Annotated in this window: 10 protein-coding genes; 5 read left to right on the forward strand and 5 right to left on the reverse strand. The window is 72.4% G+C overall.

Annotated elements, in window-relative coordinates:
• The first annotated feature begins 400 nt into the window (after positions 1-400).
• Both ACI1MP_RS06110 and ACI1MP_RS06115 read left to right on the forward strand, forming a co-directional pair.
• The gene (locus ACI1MP_RS06110) at positions 401-2,581 is read left to right on the forward strand and encodes a CDP-glycerol glycerophosphotransferase family protein (protein WP_404867947.1); all 2,181 of its coding nucleotides are present in this window, start codon (positions 401-403) and stop codon (positions 2,579-2,581) included.
• A 234-nt stretch (positions 2,582-2,815) separates the two neighbouring features.
• Complete coding sequence (locus ACI1MP_RS06115) at positions 2,816-3,487, forward strand: 1-acyl-sn-glycerol-3-phosphate acyltransferase (protein ID WP_083462242.1); 672 nt, start codon at positions 2,816-2,818, stop codon at positions 3,485-3,487.
• Between the two features lie 16 nt (positions 3,488-3,503).
• Here ACI1MP_RS06115 and ACI1MP_RS06120 read toward each other — a convergent pair whose 3' ends face one another.
• On the reverse strand, positions 3,504-5,306 hold the full coding sequence (locus tag ACI1MP_RS06120) for an ABC transporter ATP-binding protein (RefSeq protein WP_404867948.1): 1,803 nt from the start codon (positions 5,304-5,306) through the stop codon (positions 3,504-3,506).
• A 171-nt stretch (positions 5,307-5,477) separates the two neighbouring features.
• Positions 5,478-6,251 carry an SDR family NAD(P)-dependent oxidoreductase gene (locus ACI1MP_RS06125; RefSeq protein ID WP_380332898.1) on the reverse strand — a complete coding sequence of 258 codons (774 nt, stop codon included), beginning with the start codon at positions 6,249-6,251 and terminating at the stop codon, positions 5,478-5,480.
• A 499-nt stretch (positions 6,252-6,750) separates the two neighbouring features.
• On the opposite strand from ACI1MP_RS06125, the gene ACI1MP_RS06130 reads away from it, so the two are divergent.
• A complete protein-coding gene (locus ACI1MP_RS06130) occupies positions 6,751-8,814 on the forward strand; it encodes a discoidin domain-containing protein (RefSeq protein WP_380332900.1) in 2,064 nt (687 codons plus the stop codon).
• A gap of 114 nt (positions 8,815-8,928) precedes the next feature.
• On the opposite strand, the gene ACI1MP_RS06135 is transcribed toward ACI1MP_RS06130, so the two are convergent.
• From ACI1MP_RS06135 to ACI1MP_RS06145, 3 genes are read right to left on the reverse strand one after another with little or no spacing between them, the layout of a single operon-like run.
• Complete coding sequence (locus ACI1MP_RS06135) at positions 8,929-9,819, reverse strand: SDR family oxidoreductase (protein WP_043911090.1); 891 nt, start codon at positions 9,817-9,819, stop codon at positions 8,929-8,931.
• Positions 9,816-10,802 (reverse strand): alpha/beta fold hydrolase, encoded by a 987-nt coding sequence (locus ACI1MP_RS06140; protein WP_404867949.1) that lies wholly within the window; start codon positions 10,800-10,802, stop codon positions 9,816-9,818. The genes ACI1MP_RS06135 and ACI1MP_RS06140 overlap by 4 nt, the downstream gene beginning before the upstream one ends.
• Entirely contained in the window at positions 10,799-12,382 is a 1,584-nt protein-coding gene (locus tag ACI1MP_RS06145; protein WP_380332904.1) for a flavin-containing monooxygenase, read from the reverse strand. Before ACI1MP_RS06145 ends, ACI1MP_RS06140 begins: the two co-directional genes overlap by 4 nt.
• A gap of 234 nt (positions 12,383-12,616) precedes the next feature.
• Here ACI1MP_RS06145 and ACI1MP_RS06150 point away from each other — a divergent pair, with 234 nt between their 5' ends.
• Positions 12,617-13,366, forward strand: a complete 750-nt coding sequence (locus tag ACI1MP_RS06150; protein ID WP_380332906.1) for a MerR family transcriptional regulator — start codon at positions 12,617-12,619, stop codon at positions 13,364-13,366.
• Positions 13,367-13,739: 373 nt separating this feature from the next.
• Positions 13,740-14,540: an inositol monophosphatase family protein gene (locus tag ACI1MP_RS06155; protein ID WP_380333205.1), complete on the forward strand. Its 801-nt coding sequence runs from the start codon at positions 13,740-13,742 to the stop codon at positions 14,538-14,540.
• The last annotated feature ends 7 nt before the right edge of the window (positions 14,541-14,547 follow it).

Here is a 14,547-nt window from a genome sequence, read left to right on the forward strand (position 1 = left end):
GGATCACGGGTCGCGCCCGCCGATCCCCGGTCGGATGAGTTCGAACATGAACGAATCACCTGCTCATCCGATGACAGGCTTCCGGCACCACAGAGAGTCACTTGCGGCCGTCTCGACGCTGCGGCGGTCCGACTCCTGCGTGGTGCACGGACCGGCGGTCGACCGTTGAGGGTCGGTCGGGCCGCCAACCGGACTGCCGGTGCCGCCGCTGGTACGGCGCGGCACCGGCGGTCGCCTTCCTACCGGTGGGCACCGCCCGCGGCGCCCCGGACACCCCGACTACCTGCGCCCGGGGTGCCGCGGCCCGGCCGCGCCCGGGGCGGGCCCGTACGCGCTCGGTAGAGTGGGCGGGGACCGGGCGATCTGCCGGAGCCCCCTTCCCTTCGCGGAGTGAACGCACGTGCCACCCCTGCTCAGCATCGTCCTGCCCGTCCACGGCGTGGAACGCTTCCTGCCGCAGTGCCTGGAATCGCTCCGGTCCGACGGCGCCGCGCCCGGCGAGGTCGAACTGATCGCGGTGGACGACCGCTCCCCCGACCGCAGCGGCGCCCTGCTGGACGCCCACGCCGCCACCGATCCCCGGATGCGCGTCCTGCACCTGGCGGAGAACCAGGGCCTGGGCGGCGCCCGCACCGCCGGCCTCGGCGAGGCCACCGGCACCTACGTCTGGTTCGTCGACAGCGACGACTGGCTGCCCGACGGCACCATCGACGCGGTCCTCGCCGAACTGCGCGCCGAGACCACCCGCGACCTGCCCGCCGACGTGCTGCTCACTGACTTCACGCACGTCTACCACGACGGCGGCGAGGAGCCGAACCCCTGGCGGCACGTACTGGCCGGCTCCCCGCTGGTCTCAGGCTGCACCGCCGCCGAGCACCCCGCGCTGTTCAACTCGGTGCTCGCGGTGTGGAACAAGATCATGCGCCGGCAGTACCTGCTCGACCTGGACGTGCACTTCGGCCGCGGGTACTACGAGGACATCTCCGTCACCTACCCGCTGCTGCTGGCCGCCGACCGGCTGGTCTACCTGGACCGCCCCTGCTACCGCTACCGGCGCGGCCGCCCGGGCGCGATCACCGCCACCGCCTCGGCCAAGCACGCCGACGCCTTCGCCCAGTACGACGCGATCTTCGCGTTCCTGGACCGCGACGAGCGGGCGAACCGGCTGCGCACCCTGGTCTTCGACCGCACCGTCAAGCAGGCCCTGACCATCTACGACACCCCGGGGCTCGTCCCCGTCGAGCTGCGCGCCGAGTTCTTCGCCCGGATCACCGGCCACTTCGCCAAGCACCGCCCGGCCGGCTACCGCTTCCCGTCCGGCGTGCGCGGCATCCAGTACCGGCTGGCCGCCCGCGGCTCCCGGCGCGCCTACGCCGAGCTGCGCCGCGGCGGCCGGCTGCCGGGCGCCGTCAAGCGCGGCACCAAGGCAGTCGCGCCGGGCGTGAAGAAGGCGATGCGCAGCAGCGCCCGGTTCACCGCGTACAACGCGTTCCGGCGGCTTCCGATAGACGAGCACCTGGCGGTGTACGCGGCGTACTGGCACCGCGGGTACGCCTGCAACCCGGCGGCGATCTACGAGAAGGCCCGCGAGCTGGCTCCGCAGGTGCGCGGCGTGTGGGTGGTGGAGAACGCGGCACGGGCCGCGACGCTGCCCGAGGGGGTGCCGTACGTGATCGTCAACACCCCGGCGTACCTGAAGGCGATGGCCACCGCCAAGTACTTCGTCAACAACGTCAACTTCCCGCACACGATGGCGAAGCGGACCGGCACGGTGCACGTGCAGACCCAGCACGGCACGCCGCTGAAGGCGATGGGGATGGACCTGCGGGAGCACCCGGTCGCGGCGGACGGGATGGACTTCGAGCGGCTGCGCGAGGCCGTGGCGCGCTGGGACTACCTGGTGTCGCCGAACCCGCACACCAGCGAGCACTTCGCCCGGGCGTTCCCCGGCACCTACCAGACCCTGGACACCGGCTACCCGCGCAACGACCGCCTGGTGCACGCCACCACGGAGGAGTGCGCGACGGTCCGCCGCGAGCTGGGCATCGCCCCCGGACAGCGCACCGTGCTGTACGCGCCGACCCACCGGGAGTCCCGGGGCGGCTACCTGCCGCTGCTGGACCTGCCGGCGCTGGCCGAGCGGCTGGGCTCCGGCTGGACGGTGCTGGTGCGCACCCACTACTTCCACGACGGCGGCGCGGGCGACCTGGCGGCCCGCCCCGGCTCGGCCCGGCTGCTGGACGTCTCCGACCACCCGTCGGTGGAGGACCTGTACCTGGCGGCGGACACCCTGGTCACCGACTACTCGTCGATGATGTTCGACTACGCGGTGCTGGACCGGCCGATCGCCGTGTACGCCCCCGACTGGGAGGAGTACCAGCAGGTCCGGGGCGTCTACTTCGACCTGATGAAGGAGCCGCCGGGCGCGGTCGCCACCGAGCAGGACGCGCTGACCGAGGCGCTGCTCGCGGGCGACCCGGAGCCGGCCGCCCGGCAGCGCTTCCGGGAGCGGTTCTGCCCGTGGGACGACGGCCGGGCCGCCGAGCGGGTGGTCAGCCGGATCTTCCCGGTCCGCAAGTAGACCCGGCAGGCACCGCCCGTCTCACCTGGTGAGAGAGCGCTTTCCCACCAGGTGGGCGTGACGAGGATCGCAGTGCCGGGATGGCCGCGGGCGGTGGACGGGCGGCCGGGGCGATGTCGTAGTCTGCGATTCGAACCCAGTGGTCCGACCTCCGTCCGAGCCGCGCACCTCGCCCCGCGGCGGGCTGTGCCCTTGGGCTTCGGGCGGTCCGAACTTCCGGCCAGGGAGGGCCAGTTGATCGACCTCGTCACCAAGCTCGTGCTCAAGCCGCTCGCGCGGGCCGTCTACCGGCCGACCATCGAGGGCCTGGAGAACGTGCCGCGCAAGGGCGGGGTGATTCTGGCGAGCAATCACCTGTCGTTCGTGGACAGCGTGGTGATCCCGCTGGCCGCGCCGCGTCAGGTGTTCTTCCTGGCGAAGGCCGAGTACTTCACCGGCACCGGGCTCAAGGGCGCGATCTCCCGGTACTTCTTCACCCACGTGATCAACGCCGTCCCGGTGGAGCGCGGCAGCGTCCGGGCCGCCACCGCCTCGCTGGAGGAGGGGCTGGAGATCCTCGACTCCGGCCGGGCGTTCGGCATCTACCCGGAGGGCACCCGTTCGCTGGACGGCCGCCTGTACCGCGGCAAGACCGGCGTCGCCTGGCTGGCGCTGACCGCCGGCGTGCCGGTCGTCCCGGTGGCCCTGGAGGGCTCGCAGCACATCCTCCCGGTCGGGAAGCGCATTCCGCGCATCAGCCGGATCACCGTCCGGTTCGGCGAGCCGCTGCGCTTCGACGACCTGCACGGCCAGGCCCGCTCCGCGAAGGCCCGCCGACAGGTCACCGACGAGGTGATGGCCGCCATCCACGCGCTGTCCGGTCAGGAACTCGCCGAGCAGTACAACGAGTCCCCGAAGGCCGCCTGACCCGCCGTCGCCCCGGTCAGCCGACGGCCACCGGCAGCGTCTCCCGGTTGAGCAGCGCGGCGTAGCGGCCGTCGCGGGCCAGCAGCTGCTCGTGGGTGCCGAGTTCGGCGATGGCGCCGTGGTCGAGGACGGCGATCTGGTCGGCGTCCCGGACGGTGGACAGCCGGTGCGCGATGGTGATGGTGGTGCGGCCCTCGGCGAGGGTGTCCAGGGCCTGCTGGACAGCCAGTTCGGTCTGGTTGTCCAGCGCGCTGGTGGCCTCGTCCAGGATCAGCACCGGCGGGTTGCGCAGGACCGTCCGGGCGATCGCCAGGCGCTGCTTCTCGCCGCCGGAGAAGCGGTAGCCGCGCTCCCCCACCAAGGTGTCGTAGCCGTCCGACAGTTCGGCGATCATTTCGTGGATCTGGGCGGCCTTGGCGGCGGCGACGAGTTCCTCGTCGGTGGCGTCGGGCTTGGCGAAGCGCAGGTTGTCGGCGACCGACGCGTGGAACAGGTAGGTCTCCTGGGAGACCACGCCCACCGCCCGGGCCAGCGTCTCGAAGGACAGCTCCCGCACGTCCACCCCGTCGATCAGCACCCGCCCGCCGGTGACGTCGTACAGCCGCGGCACCAGGTAGGACAGCGTGGACTTCCCGGAGCCGGTCTCGCCGACCACCGCGAGCGAGCCTCCGGCGGGGACGGTCAGGTCGATCGCGGACAGCGTCGGGCGGTCCTGGTCGGCCCGGTAATGGAACTCGACGTCCTCGAGGCGCACGTCGCCGCGGATCCGCTCCAGGTGGACGGGGTGCTCGGGCTCGTCGATCTCCACCGGCAGGTCGAGGTACTCGAAGATCCGCTGGAACAGGGCGAGCGAGGTCTGCACGTCGACGCCGGTGGACAGCAGGCTGACGGTGGGCCGGAACAGGCCCTGCTGCAGCGACACGAACGCGACCAGGGTGCCCAGCGAGACGATCGGCGCACCCGTCGCGGTGGCCAGGCCCGCCGCCCAGTAGATCATCGCGGGCATCGCGGCCATCACGATTCCTATGGTGGACATCCGCCACCGGCCGGCCATGCTGGAGCGCACCTCCAGGGCCGCCAACTCGTCCGACTGGTCGGCGAATTCGCTGGTCAGCGAGGCGGAACGGCCCATCGTGCGGCCGAGCAGGATGCCGCTGACGGACAGCGACTCCTGCACCGCGGAGGAGAGCTTGGCCAGCTGGCGCTGCCGCTCCCCCGTGATCCTCTTCCGCTCCCGGCCGACCCGGCGGCTGATCCACACGAACACCGGGAGCAGCAGCAGCGAGACGATGGTCAGCCGCCAGTCCAGCGCGACCATCGCGACCACGCTGGCCACCACCGCCGTCAGGTTCGACACCAGCGAGGTGGCGGTGCCGGTGACGGTGGCCTGCATCCCGCCGATGTCGTTGGCGATCCGGGACTGCACCTCACCGGTGCGGGTCCTGGTGAAGAACGCCAGCGACATCCGCTGCAGGTGCCGGTACACCGAGGTGCGCAGGTCGTGCATGACGCGCTGCCCGACGGTGGTGGAGATCAGCGTCTGCAGCACGTTGAGCACGCTGGTGACCACGGCCGCCGCGATCATCCCGAGCGCGAGCAGCGTGAGCAGCCCGGTGCGCCGCTCCGGAATCGCGGTGTCCAGCACCGCCCGCAGCAGGAACGGCGTCACCACGGACACCACCGCCGACGCCGCCACCAGCAGCCCCACCACGGCCAGCCGCCCGGCGTACGGCCGGAACAGCCTCAGGATCCGCCGCACCTGCGCAGGCTGCCGCTCCTCCCCCTCGGGCGGAGTCCAGTCGATCCGGTTCAGTCGCACGGGGACCTCCTGGTGGTCGGCGAACACGGCACTGCGAGCTTAGCGAGCTTCACTCACCATTAGCAAACCTAACCTTTTGATCGGCCGAGATATTTCGGGACGAGGGAGAGGGCGAGACCGGGGCGCGCGGAGGTACCTCCCGCGCCCCTGCTCTCGCGCCCGCCGGCTCTCTCACCCCTTCCGGTAGTCCCGTCCCGCCGTGGTCGAGAGCTTGCCGAGCCCGCCCACCGGCAGCAGCCTCGCCGCCGTCACCGCCGCCTTGTAGCGCTTGCCAGGAACGCACAGCGGCCGGTTGCGGGCGAGGTCGCGCAGGGAGTCGTCGACGACGCGGTCGGCGGTGAGCCAGCCCCAGGAGGGGATGCTGGAGGTGCCCATGCCGGCCCGCTCGTGGAATTCGGTGCGGGTGAAGCCGGGGCAGAGCGCCTGCAGTCGAACTCCGCTGCCGGCCAGGTCGCGGGCGATGCCAAGGGTGAAGTTGACCACCCACGCCTTGGTCGCGCCGTAGGTGCCCCGCGGGACGAACGCCGCGACCGAGGCGAGGTTGACGATCCCGCCGAAGCCGCGTTCGCGCATGCCGGGGACGGCGGCCGTGGTGGTGCGCAGGACGGCCTCGATGTGGACCTTCAGCATGTCGAGTTCGTCCTGGACGGGGACGTCCAGGTATGCGCCGCGGTTGCCGAAGCCGGCGTTGTTGATCAGCAGGTCGACGGGGCGGGTGTCGTCCCGCAGCCGGTCCTCGACGGCGCCGATGCCGGTGTCGGTGGAGAGGTCGGCGGCGAGGGTCTCGACCTGGACGCCGTAGCGGGAGCCGAGTTCGTCGGCGGCCTGCTGCAGGCGCGCGGTGTCGCGGGCGACCAGCACCAGGTCGCGGCCGTCGCGGGCGAGACGGTTGGCGAAGGCGGCGCCGATGCCGGCGGTCGCGCCGGTGATGAGGGCTGTCGTCATGGACCCGACCGTACCCGCCGGTAGCCGGATCCGGCGCGGATCCCCTCCGGAGGCCCCGTCGGCCCTTCGAGCGACGCGGGGGGTGTCGGCGGCGCGCCCCGTCGTGGCACCGGTCATATCACCCTACGGTTTCGGGCATCGCCGCCGTCCCACGCGGTGTCCGTCTCGCTCTGGAGAACTGATGCTTGTTCAGCTTCACCCGTTCTGGATAGAAGTCGCGTGCCCGGCCCGTCCCCGACCCCGGTGGTCCTGACAGGTCGGCACGCCTTCGCCCGCCGGGCCCGACCCCTCCCCACGGGGCCGGGCCCGCGTGCGTGCCGGGCGCGGAGGGCGGACGCGGGCGCGGGCACGAGTGCACACGAAGGCAATCTGTCGACAAATCATCTCTCAAGCCCCGCTGGATACTGACCGGTAAGTAATCCGGTCAGATGTATTGACGGAGTGTCAACAGCTCGGGATTCTCGGGAAAACCGCCGCCTCCCCGACCCGAGAGGTGACCATGATCGAAAATGGTCGCACCAGGAACGTCCTCGCCCGCCTGCTGCCGCTGCTCCTGCTCGCGGCCGCGCTCGTCAGCGGCGCCGTGCCGGGCTCGAACGCCCGCGCCGCCGACAGTTGGTGGAATCCCACCGCCCGGCCGGCGCCGGACTCGCAGATCAATGTCACGGGCGAGCCGTTCCGCGGCACCGCCGCCGACGGCAGCGTCCGCGGCTTCGTCGACGCGCACAACCACCTGATGTCCGCCGAGGGCTTCGGCGGCCGGGTGATCTGCGGCGCCGCGTTCTCCCCGCAGGGCGTCGCGGACGCGCTGAAGGACTGCCCGGAGCACTACCCGGACGGTTCGCTCGCCCTGTTCGAGAACGTCACGGGCGGCGCGAACGGGCACCACGACCCGGTCGGCTGGCCGACCTTCGCCGACTGGCCCGCGCACGACTCGCTCAGCCACCAGCAGGACTACTACGCCTGGGTGGAGCGGGCGTGGCGCGGCGGCGAGCGGGTGCTGGTCAACGACCTGGTGACCAACGGACTGCTGTGCTCGATCTACCCGTACAAGGACCGCGGCTGCGACGAGATGGACGCCATCCGCACCGAGGCGCGTAAGTCGTACGAACTCCAGGCGTACATCGACGCGATGTACGGCGGGCCCGGCAAGGGCTGGTTCCGCATCGTCACCGACTCCGACCAGGCCCGCTCGGTGGTCGAGCAGGGCAAGTTGGCGGTGGTGCTCGGGGTGGAGACCTCCGAGCCGTTCGGCTGCAAGCAGATCCTGGACGTGCCGCAGTGCGACCGGGCCGCGATCGACCGCGGGCTGGACGAGCTGTACGCGCTGGGCGTGCGCAGCATGTTCCTGTGCCACAAGTTCGACAACGCGCTGTGCGGGGTGCGGTTCGACGAGGGCACCACCGGGGTGGCGGTGAACGCCGGGCAGTTCCTGTCCACCGGGACCTTCTGGACCACCGAGCAGTGCACCGGCCCGCAGCGCGACAATCCGATCGGGCTGCCCACCGCGCAGGCCCAGGGGATGCTGCCGGCCGGAGTGGATCTGCCCACCTACTCGGCGTCCGCGCAGTGCAACACCCGTGGGCTGACCGAGCTCGGCGACTACGCGCTGCGCGGCATGATGAAGCGCCACATGATGCTGGAAGTCGACCACATGAGCGTCAAGGCCGCGAAGAGCGCGTTCGAGGTCCTGGAGTCGCAGTCCTACCCGGGGGTGATCTCCAGCCACAGCTGGATGGACCTCTCCTGGACCGACCGCCTGTACCGGCTGGGCGGGTTCGCCGCCCAGTACCCGCACGACGCGAACGGCTTCGTGGCGGAGGCGAACCGCACCAAGGCGCTGCGCGACGCCTACGGGGTCGGCTACGGCTACGGCAGCGACCTGAACGGCGTCGGCGGCTGGCCGGGCCCGGTCGGCGCGGGCGCGCCCAACGCGGTGACGTACCCGTTCCGCAGCGCGGACGGCGGTGCGGTGCTGGACCGTCAGGTGACCGGCTCCCGGACGTGGGACGTCAACACCGACGGCGTGGCGCACGCCGGTCTGCTGCCGGACTGGATCGAGCAGATCCGGCTCAGCGGCGGGCAGGGCGTGGTGAACGACCTGATGAAGGGCGCGCAGTCCTACCTGACCACCTGGCGGGCCACCGAACAGCACGGCGCGGGCCGGGAGTTGGCGACCGGCACGGCGAGTGCCACGGCGAGCTCGGCGGAGTGGAACCCGTTCACCTCCTACCAGCCGGGCCGGGCGCTGGACGGCGACCGCTCCTCCCGCTGGGCCAGCGACTGGAGCGACGACCAGTGGCTGCGGGTGGACCTCGGCTCGGTGCACACCGTGGACCGGGTGACGCTGGACTGGGAGCGCGCCTACGCCACCGGCTACCGGATCGAGGTGTCCACGGACGGCAGCACCTGGCGCACCGTCTGGTCGACCACGGCGGGTGACGGCGGGCTGGACACCGCCGCGTTCGCGCCGACGGCGGCCCGGTACGTGCGCTTCCACGGCACGGCGCGGGCGACCCAGTGGGGGTACTCGCTGTACGAGCTGTCGGTGCACGGCGTCTGACCCGGGCCACGCCGTCCGGTAGGACTGTCTGAATATGACGAGCGGACAATCAGCCTCTCTTGGGGCTGATTGTCCGCTCATCATCATGTGCCTGTCCGATCATCCGGCCGCCGGTCACTCCACCTTGGCAGCCAGGGCGTTCCGGTCGGCGTCCCCGCCGGCGCCGACCGGACGCAGCCGGGTGTCGGCGGTGGCCTTCAGCTCGGGCGCGAGCTTGGCGACGTCGCGGGAGCCGACCGCGGCGATCAGGCCGGGGAGCATCCAGCGGACCGGTTGCATGCCGCGCAGCCAGGCCTGCGCGTACACGTGCGGCGAGCGGCGGCCGATGCCGGCCACCAGGCGCTCCACGGCCGGGCCGATCGGGTACGTCTTGTTGGCGGGCCACGGCAGCTTGGCGCGCATCTGCCGCAGCACGGCGTCCTGGTCGGCGCCGCGCACCATGTCGGTGTCCGTCCAACTCAGGTACCCCACGCCGACCTTGACGCCCTGGTAGGCGACCTCGGCGCGCAGCGCGTGGGCGAAGGACTCCACGCCGGCCTTGGAGGCGCAGTAGGCGGACATCAGCGGAGCAGGGGTGAGCGCGGCCAGCGAGGCGATCTGCAGCAGGTAGCCGCGGCTCTCGACCAGCGCGGGCAGGAACGCCCGGGCGGTGGCGACGGAACCGAGCAGGTTGACCTCGACCACCCGGCTCCAGGCCCGGAAGTCGCTGTCCTGCATCGGCCCGCCGAGCGCTATGCCGGCGTTGGCCACCACGGTGTCGATCCGCCCGTACCGGTCCTTGATCCGGTTCGCCACCTCGGTGAGCGCGTCCAGGTCGGTGACATCGGCCTCCCAGGCGGAGGCGTGCTCCCCGCACTGGGCGGCGACGGCCTTGAGCTCGGCGGGCTCCAGCCCGACCAGCGCGACCTTGGCGCCCCGGTCGGCGAGCTTCCGGGCCATCAGCGCGCCGAGGCCGCGGGCGGCCCCGGTGATGACGACGACCTGCGAGGACAGCGGCGGGGTCATGCGGTTTCCTCCACGGCGGCGACGGACTGGGACGGGATGTCAGAGGCGGCGCCGCCGACCGCGGCGGCCGACAGTTCGTCGGCGACCAGGGCGGCGACCCGGCGGATCTCCTCGGCGACCTCGGCGGGGCGTTCCACCGGGCTCATGTGGCCGGCGCCGGGCAGCTCCAGCAGGCCGCGGGCGTCGGCCAGGGCGGCGACGATGCGGTGCGAGTGCACGGGCGGGGTCAGCTTGTCGTTGGTGCTGGTGACGACGGCGGTGGGCGCGGTGATCCGGGCGAGGCCGGCGTACACGTCCAGGACGTCGAGGACGACCGCCCAGCCGTGGCGCGCCTCGGCCGGGCAGGCGTGCACCACCTGCGCGCAGGCCTCGACCCGGTCCGCGGGCGTGGCGGGGCCCATGGTGGCGTACTTGAGAGCGGCCCGGCTGATGCCGTTGACGGGCCCGAGGGACAGCCGGGACTGCAGCACCGGCCGGCTCAGGAAGCGCCGCAGCGCCTTGCCGCGCACGATCGGCGGCAGCACCAGCAGTTCGCCGACGAGGTCGCCGGCACCGGTGTTGATCAGCACGTTGGCGGCGGTGCGGGCGGCCACCTCGGGCCGTCCACCGGCCGCCATGATGGTCATGCCGCCCATGCTGTGGCCGGCCACCACCGCGCGCCGCCCGGCGGGGACGGTCGCGACCAGCACCGCTTCGAGGTCCTCGGCGAGCTTGCCGGTGCCGTACCCGGCGCCGTCGGCCGGCAGGGGGCTGCGGCCGTGGCCGCGCTGGTCGTAGGCGACCACGCGGTGGTCCGCGACCAGCCGGTTGATCACCGGCGCCCAGAACGTGGTGGCGCACGTCCAGCCGTGGGCGAGCACGATCAGCGGCGCGCCCTCGGGTCCGTACTCCTCGACGTTGAGTTCGGCGCCGTCCGCGGAGCGGACGGTGTGGACGGCGGCCGGGTCGGGCAGCACGCAGTCGGCGGGGATACGGGGGCTCATACGGGCACCACCTCGGGGTCGAGCGCGTCGCCCAACGGGGCTGTGCGCTTGAGGAGTTCGTACTCGGCGAGGTCGACGTGCCGGGTGGCACGGCGGAAGGCGCTGGTGGAGGACGGCCACAACACGGTGTTCTTGCCGTCCTCTTCGAGGTACCAGCTGCGGCACCCGCCGGTGGTCCACACGGTGCGGCTCATCCGGTGCTGGAGTTCCAGGTTCCACTGCCGCTGGGCCCGTTCGGTGGGCTGCATCGCGGTGGCGCCGATCGAGTCCAGCGTGGTGAGCGCGTCGATCAGGTAATTGAGTTGGGACTCGATCATCAGGATCATCGAGCTGTTGCCGAGCCCGGTGTTCGGGCCGATCAGGAAGAACAGGTTCGGGAAGCCCCGCACGGTGGAGCCGCGCAGCGCCTCCATACCGTCCTTCCACGCTTCGGCCAGCGCCATGCCTCCGACGCCGTACACCCGCTCGGCGATCGGCAGGTCGGTGACGTGGAATCCGGTGCCGAACACCACTGCGTCCACCTCGTGTTCGCTGCCGTCGGCGGCGACCAGGGTGCTGCCGCGCAGCTCGCGCAGACCGGACGCGACCACCTCGGTGTTGGGCGCAGCCAGTGCCGGGAAGTACGTGTTGCTGAGCAGGATGCGCTTGCAGCCGATCCGGTAGTCCGGGGTGAGCCTGGCCCGCAGCGCCGGATCGGCGACCGCCCGGTGCATGTGGCGCAGCGCCACCTGCTGGACCAGCTTCAGGAATTGCGGACGGCGCACGAAAGCATCCACCTGGAGCTCGCGGATCGCGAACAACGCGGAACGCCGCAGCAGGCCGCTCGGCGGAAGTTTGCCGTGCAACCACTTCTCGACGCCGGTGACCTCGCGGTCGGCGCGCGGCATCACCCAGGCCGGGGTGCGCTGAAAGACCGTCAGGCTGCCGACGGTGGGCTGGATGGCGGGGATGATCTGCACGGCGGACGCGCCGGTGCCGACCACCGCGACGCGCTTGCCCGTCAGGTCGTAGTCGTGGTCCCAGCGGGAGGAGTGGAAGACCTTGCCGGGGAAGCCGTCCAGGCCGGGCAGGTCGGGGATCTTCGGTTCGGCCAGCGGGCCGGCGGCGGAGACCACGGCGTCGGCGGTCCAGCTGCCGACCCGGGTGGTGACCCGCCACCGGGTGTACGCCTCCTCCCAGCGCAGCTCGGTGACCTCGGCGCCGAACCGCAGGTGGGGGCGGAGCCCGAAGGTGTCGGCGACCCGTTCCAGGTAGGCGCGGATGTCGGGCTGGGCGGAGAACACCCGGGGCCAGTCGGGGTTCGGCGCGAACGAGAACGAGTACAGGTGGGAGGGCACGTCGCAGGCGCAGCCCGGGTAGGAGTTGTCACGCCACGTCCCGCCGACCGACTCCGCGCGTTCCAGGATCACGAAGTCGGTGATCCCGGCGCGGCGCAGCCGGACGCCGGCGCCCAGGCCGCCGAAGCCGGAGCCGACGACGGCGACCCGCACGTGCGGCACGGCCTGCGGTGCGGCGTCCGCGCGCGGCGCATCGGGATCGGGCTCGACGGGGAGGGGCGGCTTCTTGGTACGGGGTGCCATGGGCGGGTCCTCCTGGCGAGGGTGGGGCGGCACGGGCCGGTGCGGTGCTGCTCAGCGCTGCGGTGAACTGCCGCTGAGAGGTGGGGGGATGGGGCGTTGGTCGGAGCCCCGGATGCTGCCAGTAATCACTGGCGCGTTTGGCAGAGTAGCCCTTATTGACACTGAGTGGAATAGCGCGGACAGCAGGGATCACACATGTGTTCGCCCCGCCCGGCCGGCCCTATGCTGACCCGCGTGGCGGAGATCGAGCAGGACCGCGAACCCCCCGACGAGTACCGCATCGCCGAACTCGCCGAGGCGGCCGGCATCAGCGTGCGCACCGTCCGCTTCTACCGCGAACGCCGCCTGCTCCCGCCGCCCCGCAAGGTCGGCCGGATCGCCTGGTACGGCCCCGCACACCTGGCCCGGCTGCGCCTGATCGCCGAACTGCTGGAACGCGGTCACGCGCTCGGCGGCATCGCCGAACTGATCGGCGCCGGCGAGGACGGCCGCGACGTCGCCGAACTGATCGGCCTTCAGGCCGCCCTGGTCGCCCCCTGGTCCGACGAGACGCCCGTCCACCTCGGCTGGGACGAACTGCGCGCCGCGTTCGGCGACCAACTGACCGAGGCCAACACCGCCGAATCCCTCGCCCAGGGCTTCATCACCCTCGACCCCGACGGCATCACCCACATCAGCCGCCGCCTGATGGACGCCACCGTCGCCCTGGTCGACGAGGGCGTGCCGCTGTCCGCCGTCCTGGACGTCAGCCGGCGCGCCAGCGAGTACGCCGACGCGATGGCCGACGCCTTCGTCGCCCTGATCCGCGACCACCTGCTCGGCGCGCTCACCCACGTCCAGGACCTCACCCCCGCCGAGGCCGCCCGCCTCACCGAACGCATCCACCGCATCCGCCCCCTCGCCCGGGCCGTCAACGACGCCCAGTTCGCCCTGGCCATGGACCGCCGCGCCCGCACCGAGTACGGCCGGCTCACCGGCGAGTAGTGGCTGCGCCGCCACCGATCACCCGCTCCGCGCCACTCCTCCCCGGCCCCGTCCGTCGAGCACCCGCCGGCCGGCCCTCTCCACGCCCGCGCAGGCGCCCCTCTCGCCCACCGGCCACCTGCCCACCACCCGCCACGCCCCGCACCCCCTCCGTTCCCGGCCCTCCACCCCCGCTCCCGGCCCTCCGCCGCCCCGCACACGGTCACTGATCCCACCAGCCACCTGCACACCACCCGGCCACACCCGGCACCCCCTCCACTCCCGGCCCTCCCCCGCCCCCACACGCGGTCGCGGTCCCACCAGCCACCTGCGCACCACCCGTCACACCAGGGCATGGGAGAGTGGGGGCGGTGAAGGGAGCGCGGGCGTGTTGATGGAGAAGGTCACCGAGATCCTCGTGGAGGCGGCGGCGGAGGCGGTCGAGCCTCGGTTCCGGGCGCTGGCCGAGGGCGAGGTGATGGAGAAGGCCCCCGGCGATCTCGTCACCGTCGCGGACCGGGACGCCGAGCGGATCATCACCCGGCGGCTGCGCGAGCTGCTGCCCGTCCCCGTGGTCGGCGAGGAGGCCGTGGCCGCCGACCCGGCGCTCGCCAGGGCGCTGTTGGACGAGCCCGCGGCCTGGCTGGTCGACCCGGTCGACGGCACCAAGAACTTCGTCGCCGGTGAGCCCTCGTACGCCGTGATGGCCTCGCTGGTCCGGAGCGGCCGGGCCGTCGCCGCCTGGATCTGGCAGCCGTGCTCCGGCACCGCCTACACCGCCGAACTCGGCGCGGGGGCCTGGCAGAACGGGAAGCGGCTGGTCCGGGAGCAGGTCACCACCGCTCCGGAGAGCTGGACGGGCATCCTGAAGTCCCGCTACTTCGACCCGCCCACCAGCCACCGCCTGCTCGCCAACGCCCGCGCGCTGGGCCCGTTGGACCCGGGCCGCAGAGCCGCCGGCATCGAGTACCCGCTGGTCGCCACCGGCGAGCGCGACTTCATCCTGTACTGGCGCACCCTCCCCTGGGACCACGCCCCGGGTTCCCTCCTGATCACCGAGGCCGGCGGCCGCTCCGCCCGTTTCGACGGCTCCCCGTACCTGCCCGAGCCTCCCGGCGGCACCAACGGCCTGCTGGTCGCGGCGGATCCGGACCAGTGGGAGACGCTCAGGGAGATCCTGCTCAAGGGATTCTGACGCCCGC

Origin of the sequence: Kitasatospora griseola (genome assembly GCF_044999035.1) — a bacterium.
GTDB classification, from domain to species: Bacteria; Actinomycetota; Actinomycetes; order Streptomycetales; family Streptomycetaceae; genus Kitasatospora; species Kitasatospora griseola.

Excerpts from the sequence above, each read along its gene's own strand:
- ACI1MP_RS06125 (WP_380332898.1), bottom strand. The coding sequence starts at position 6,251 with ATGACGACAGCCCTCATCACCGGCGCGACCGCCGGCATCGGCGCCGCC.
- ACI1MP_RS06130 (WP_380332900.1), top strand. The coding sequence starts at position 6,751 with ATGATCGAAAATGGTCGCACCAGGAACGTCCTCGCCCGCCTGCTGCCG.
- ACI1MP_RS06135 (WP_043911090.1), bottom strand. The coding sequence starts at position 9,819 with ATGACCCCGCCGCTGTCCTCGCAGGTCGTCGTCATCACCGGGGCCGCC.
- ACI1MP_RS06140 (WP_404867949.1), bottom strand. The coding sequence starts at position 10,802 with ATGAGCCCCCGTATCCCCGCCGACTGCGTGCTGCCCGACCCGGCCGCC.
- ACI1MP_RS06145 (WP_380332904.1), bottom strand. The coding sequence starts at position 12,382 with ATGGCACCCCGTACCAAGAAGCCGCCCCTCCCCGTCGAGCCCGATCCC.
- ACI1MP_RS06155 (WP_380333205.1), top strand. The coding sequence starts at position 13,740 with ATGGAGAAGGTCACCGAGATCCTCGTGGAGGCGGCGGCGGAGGCGGTC.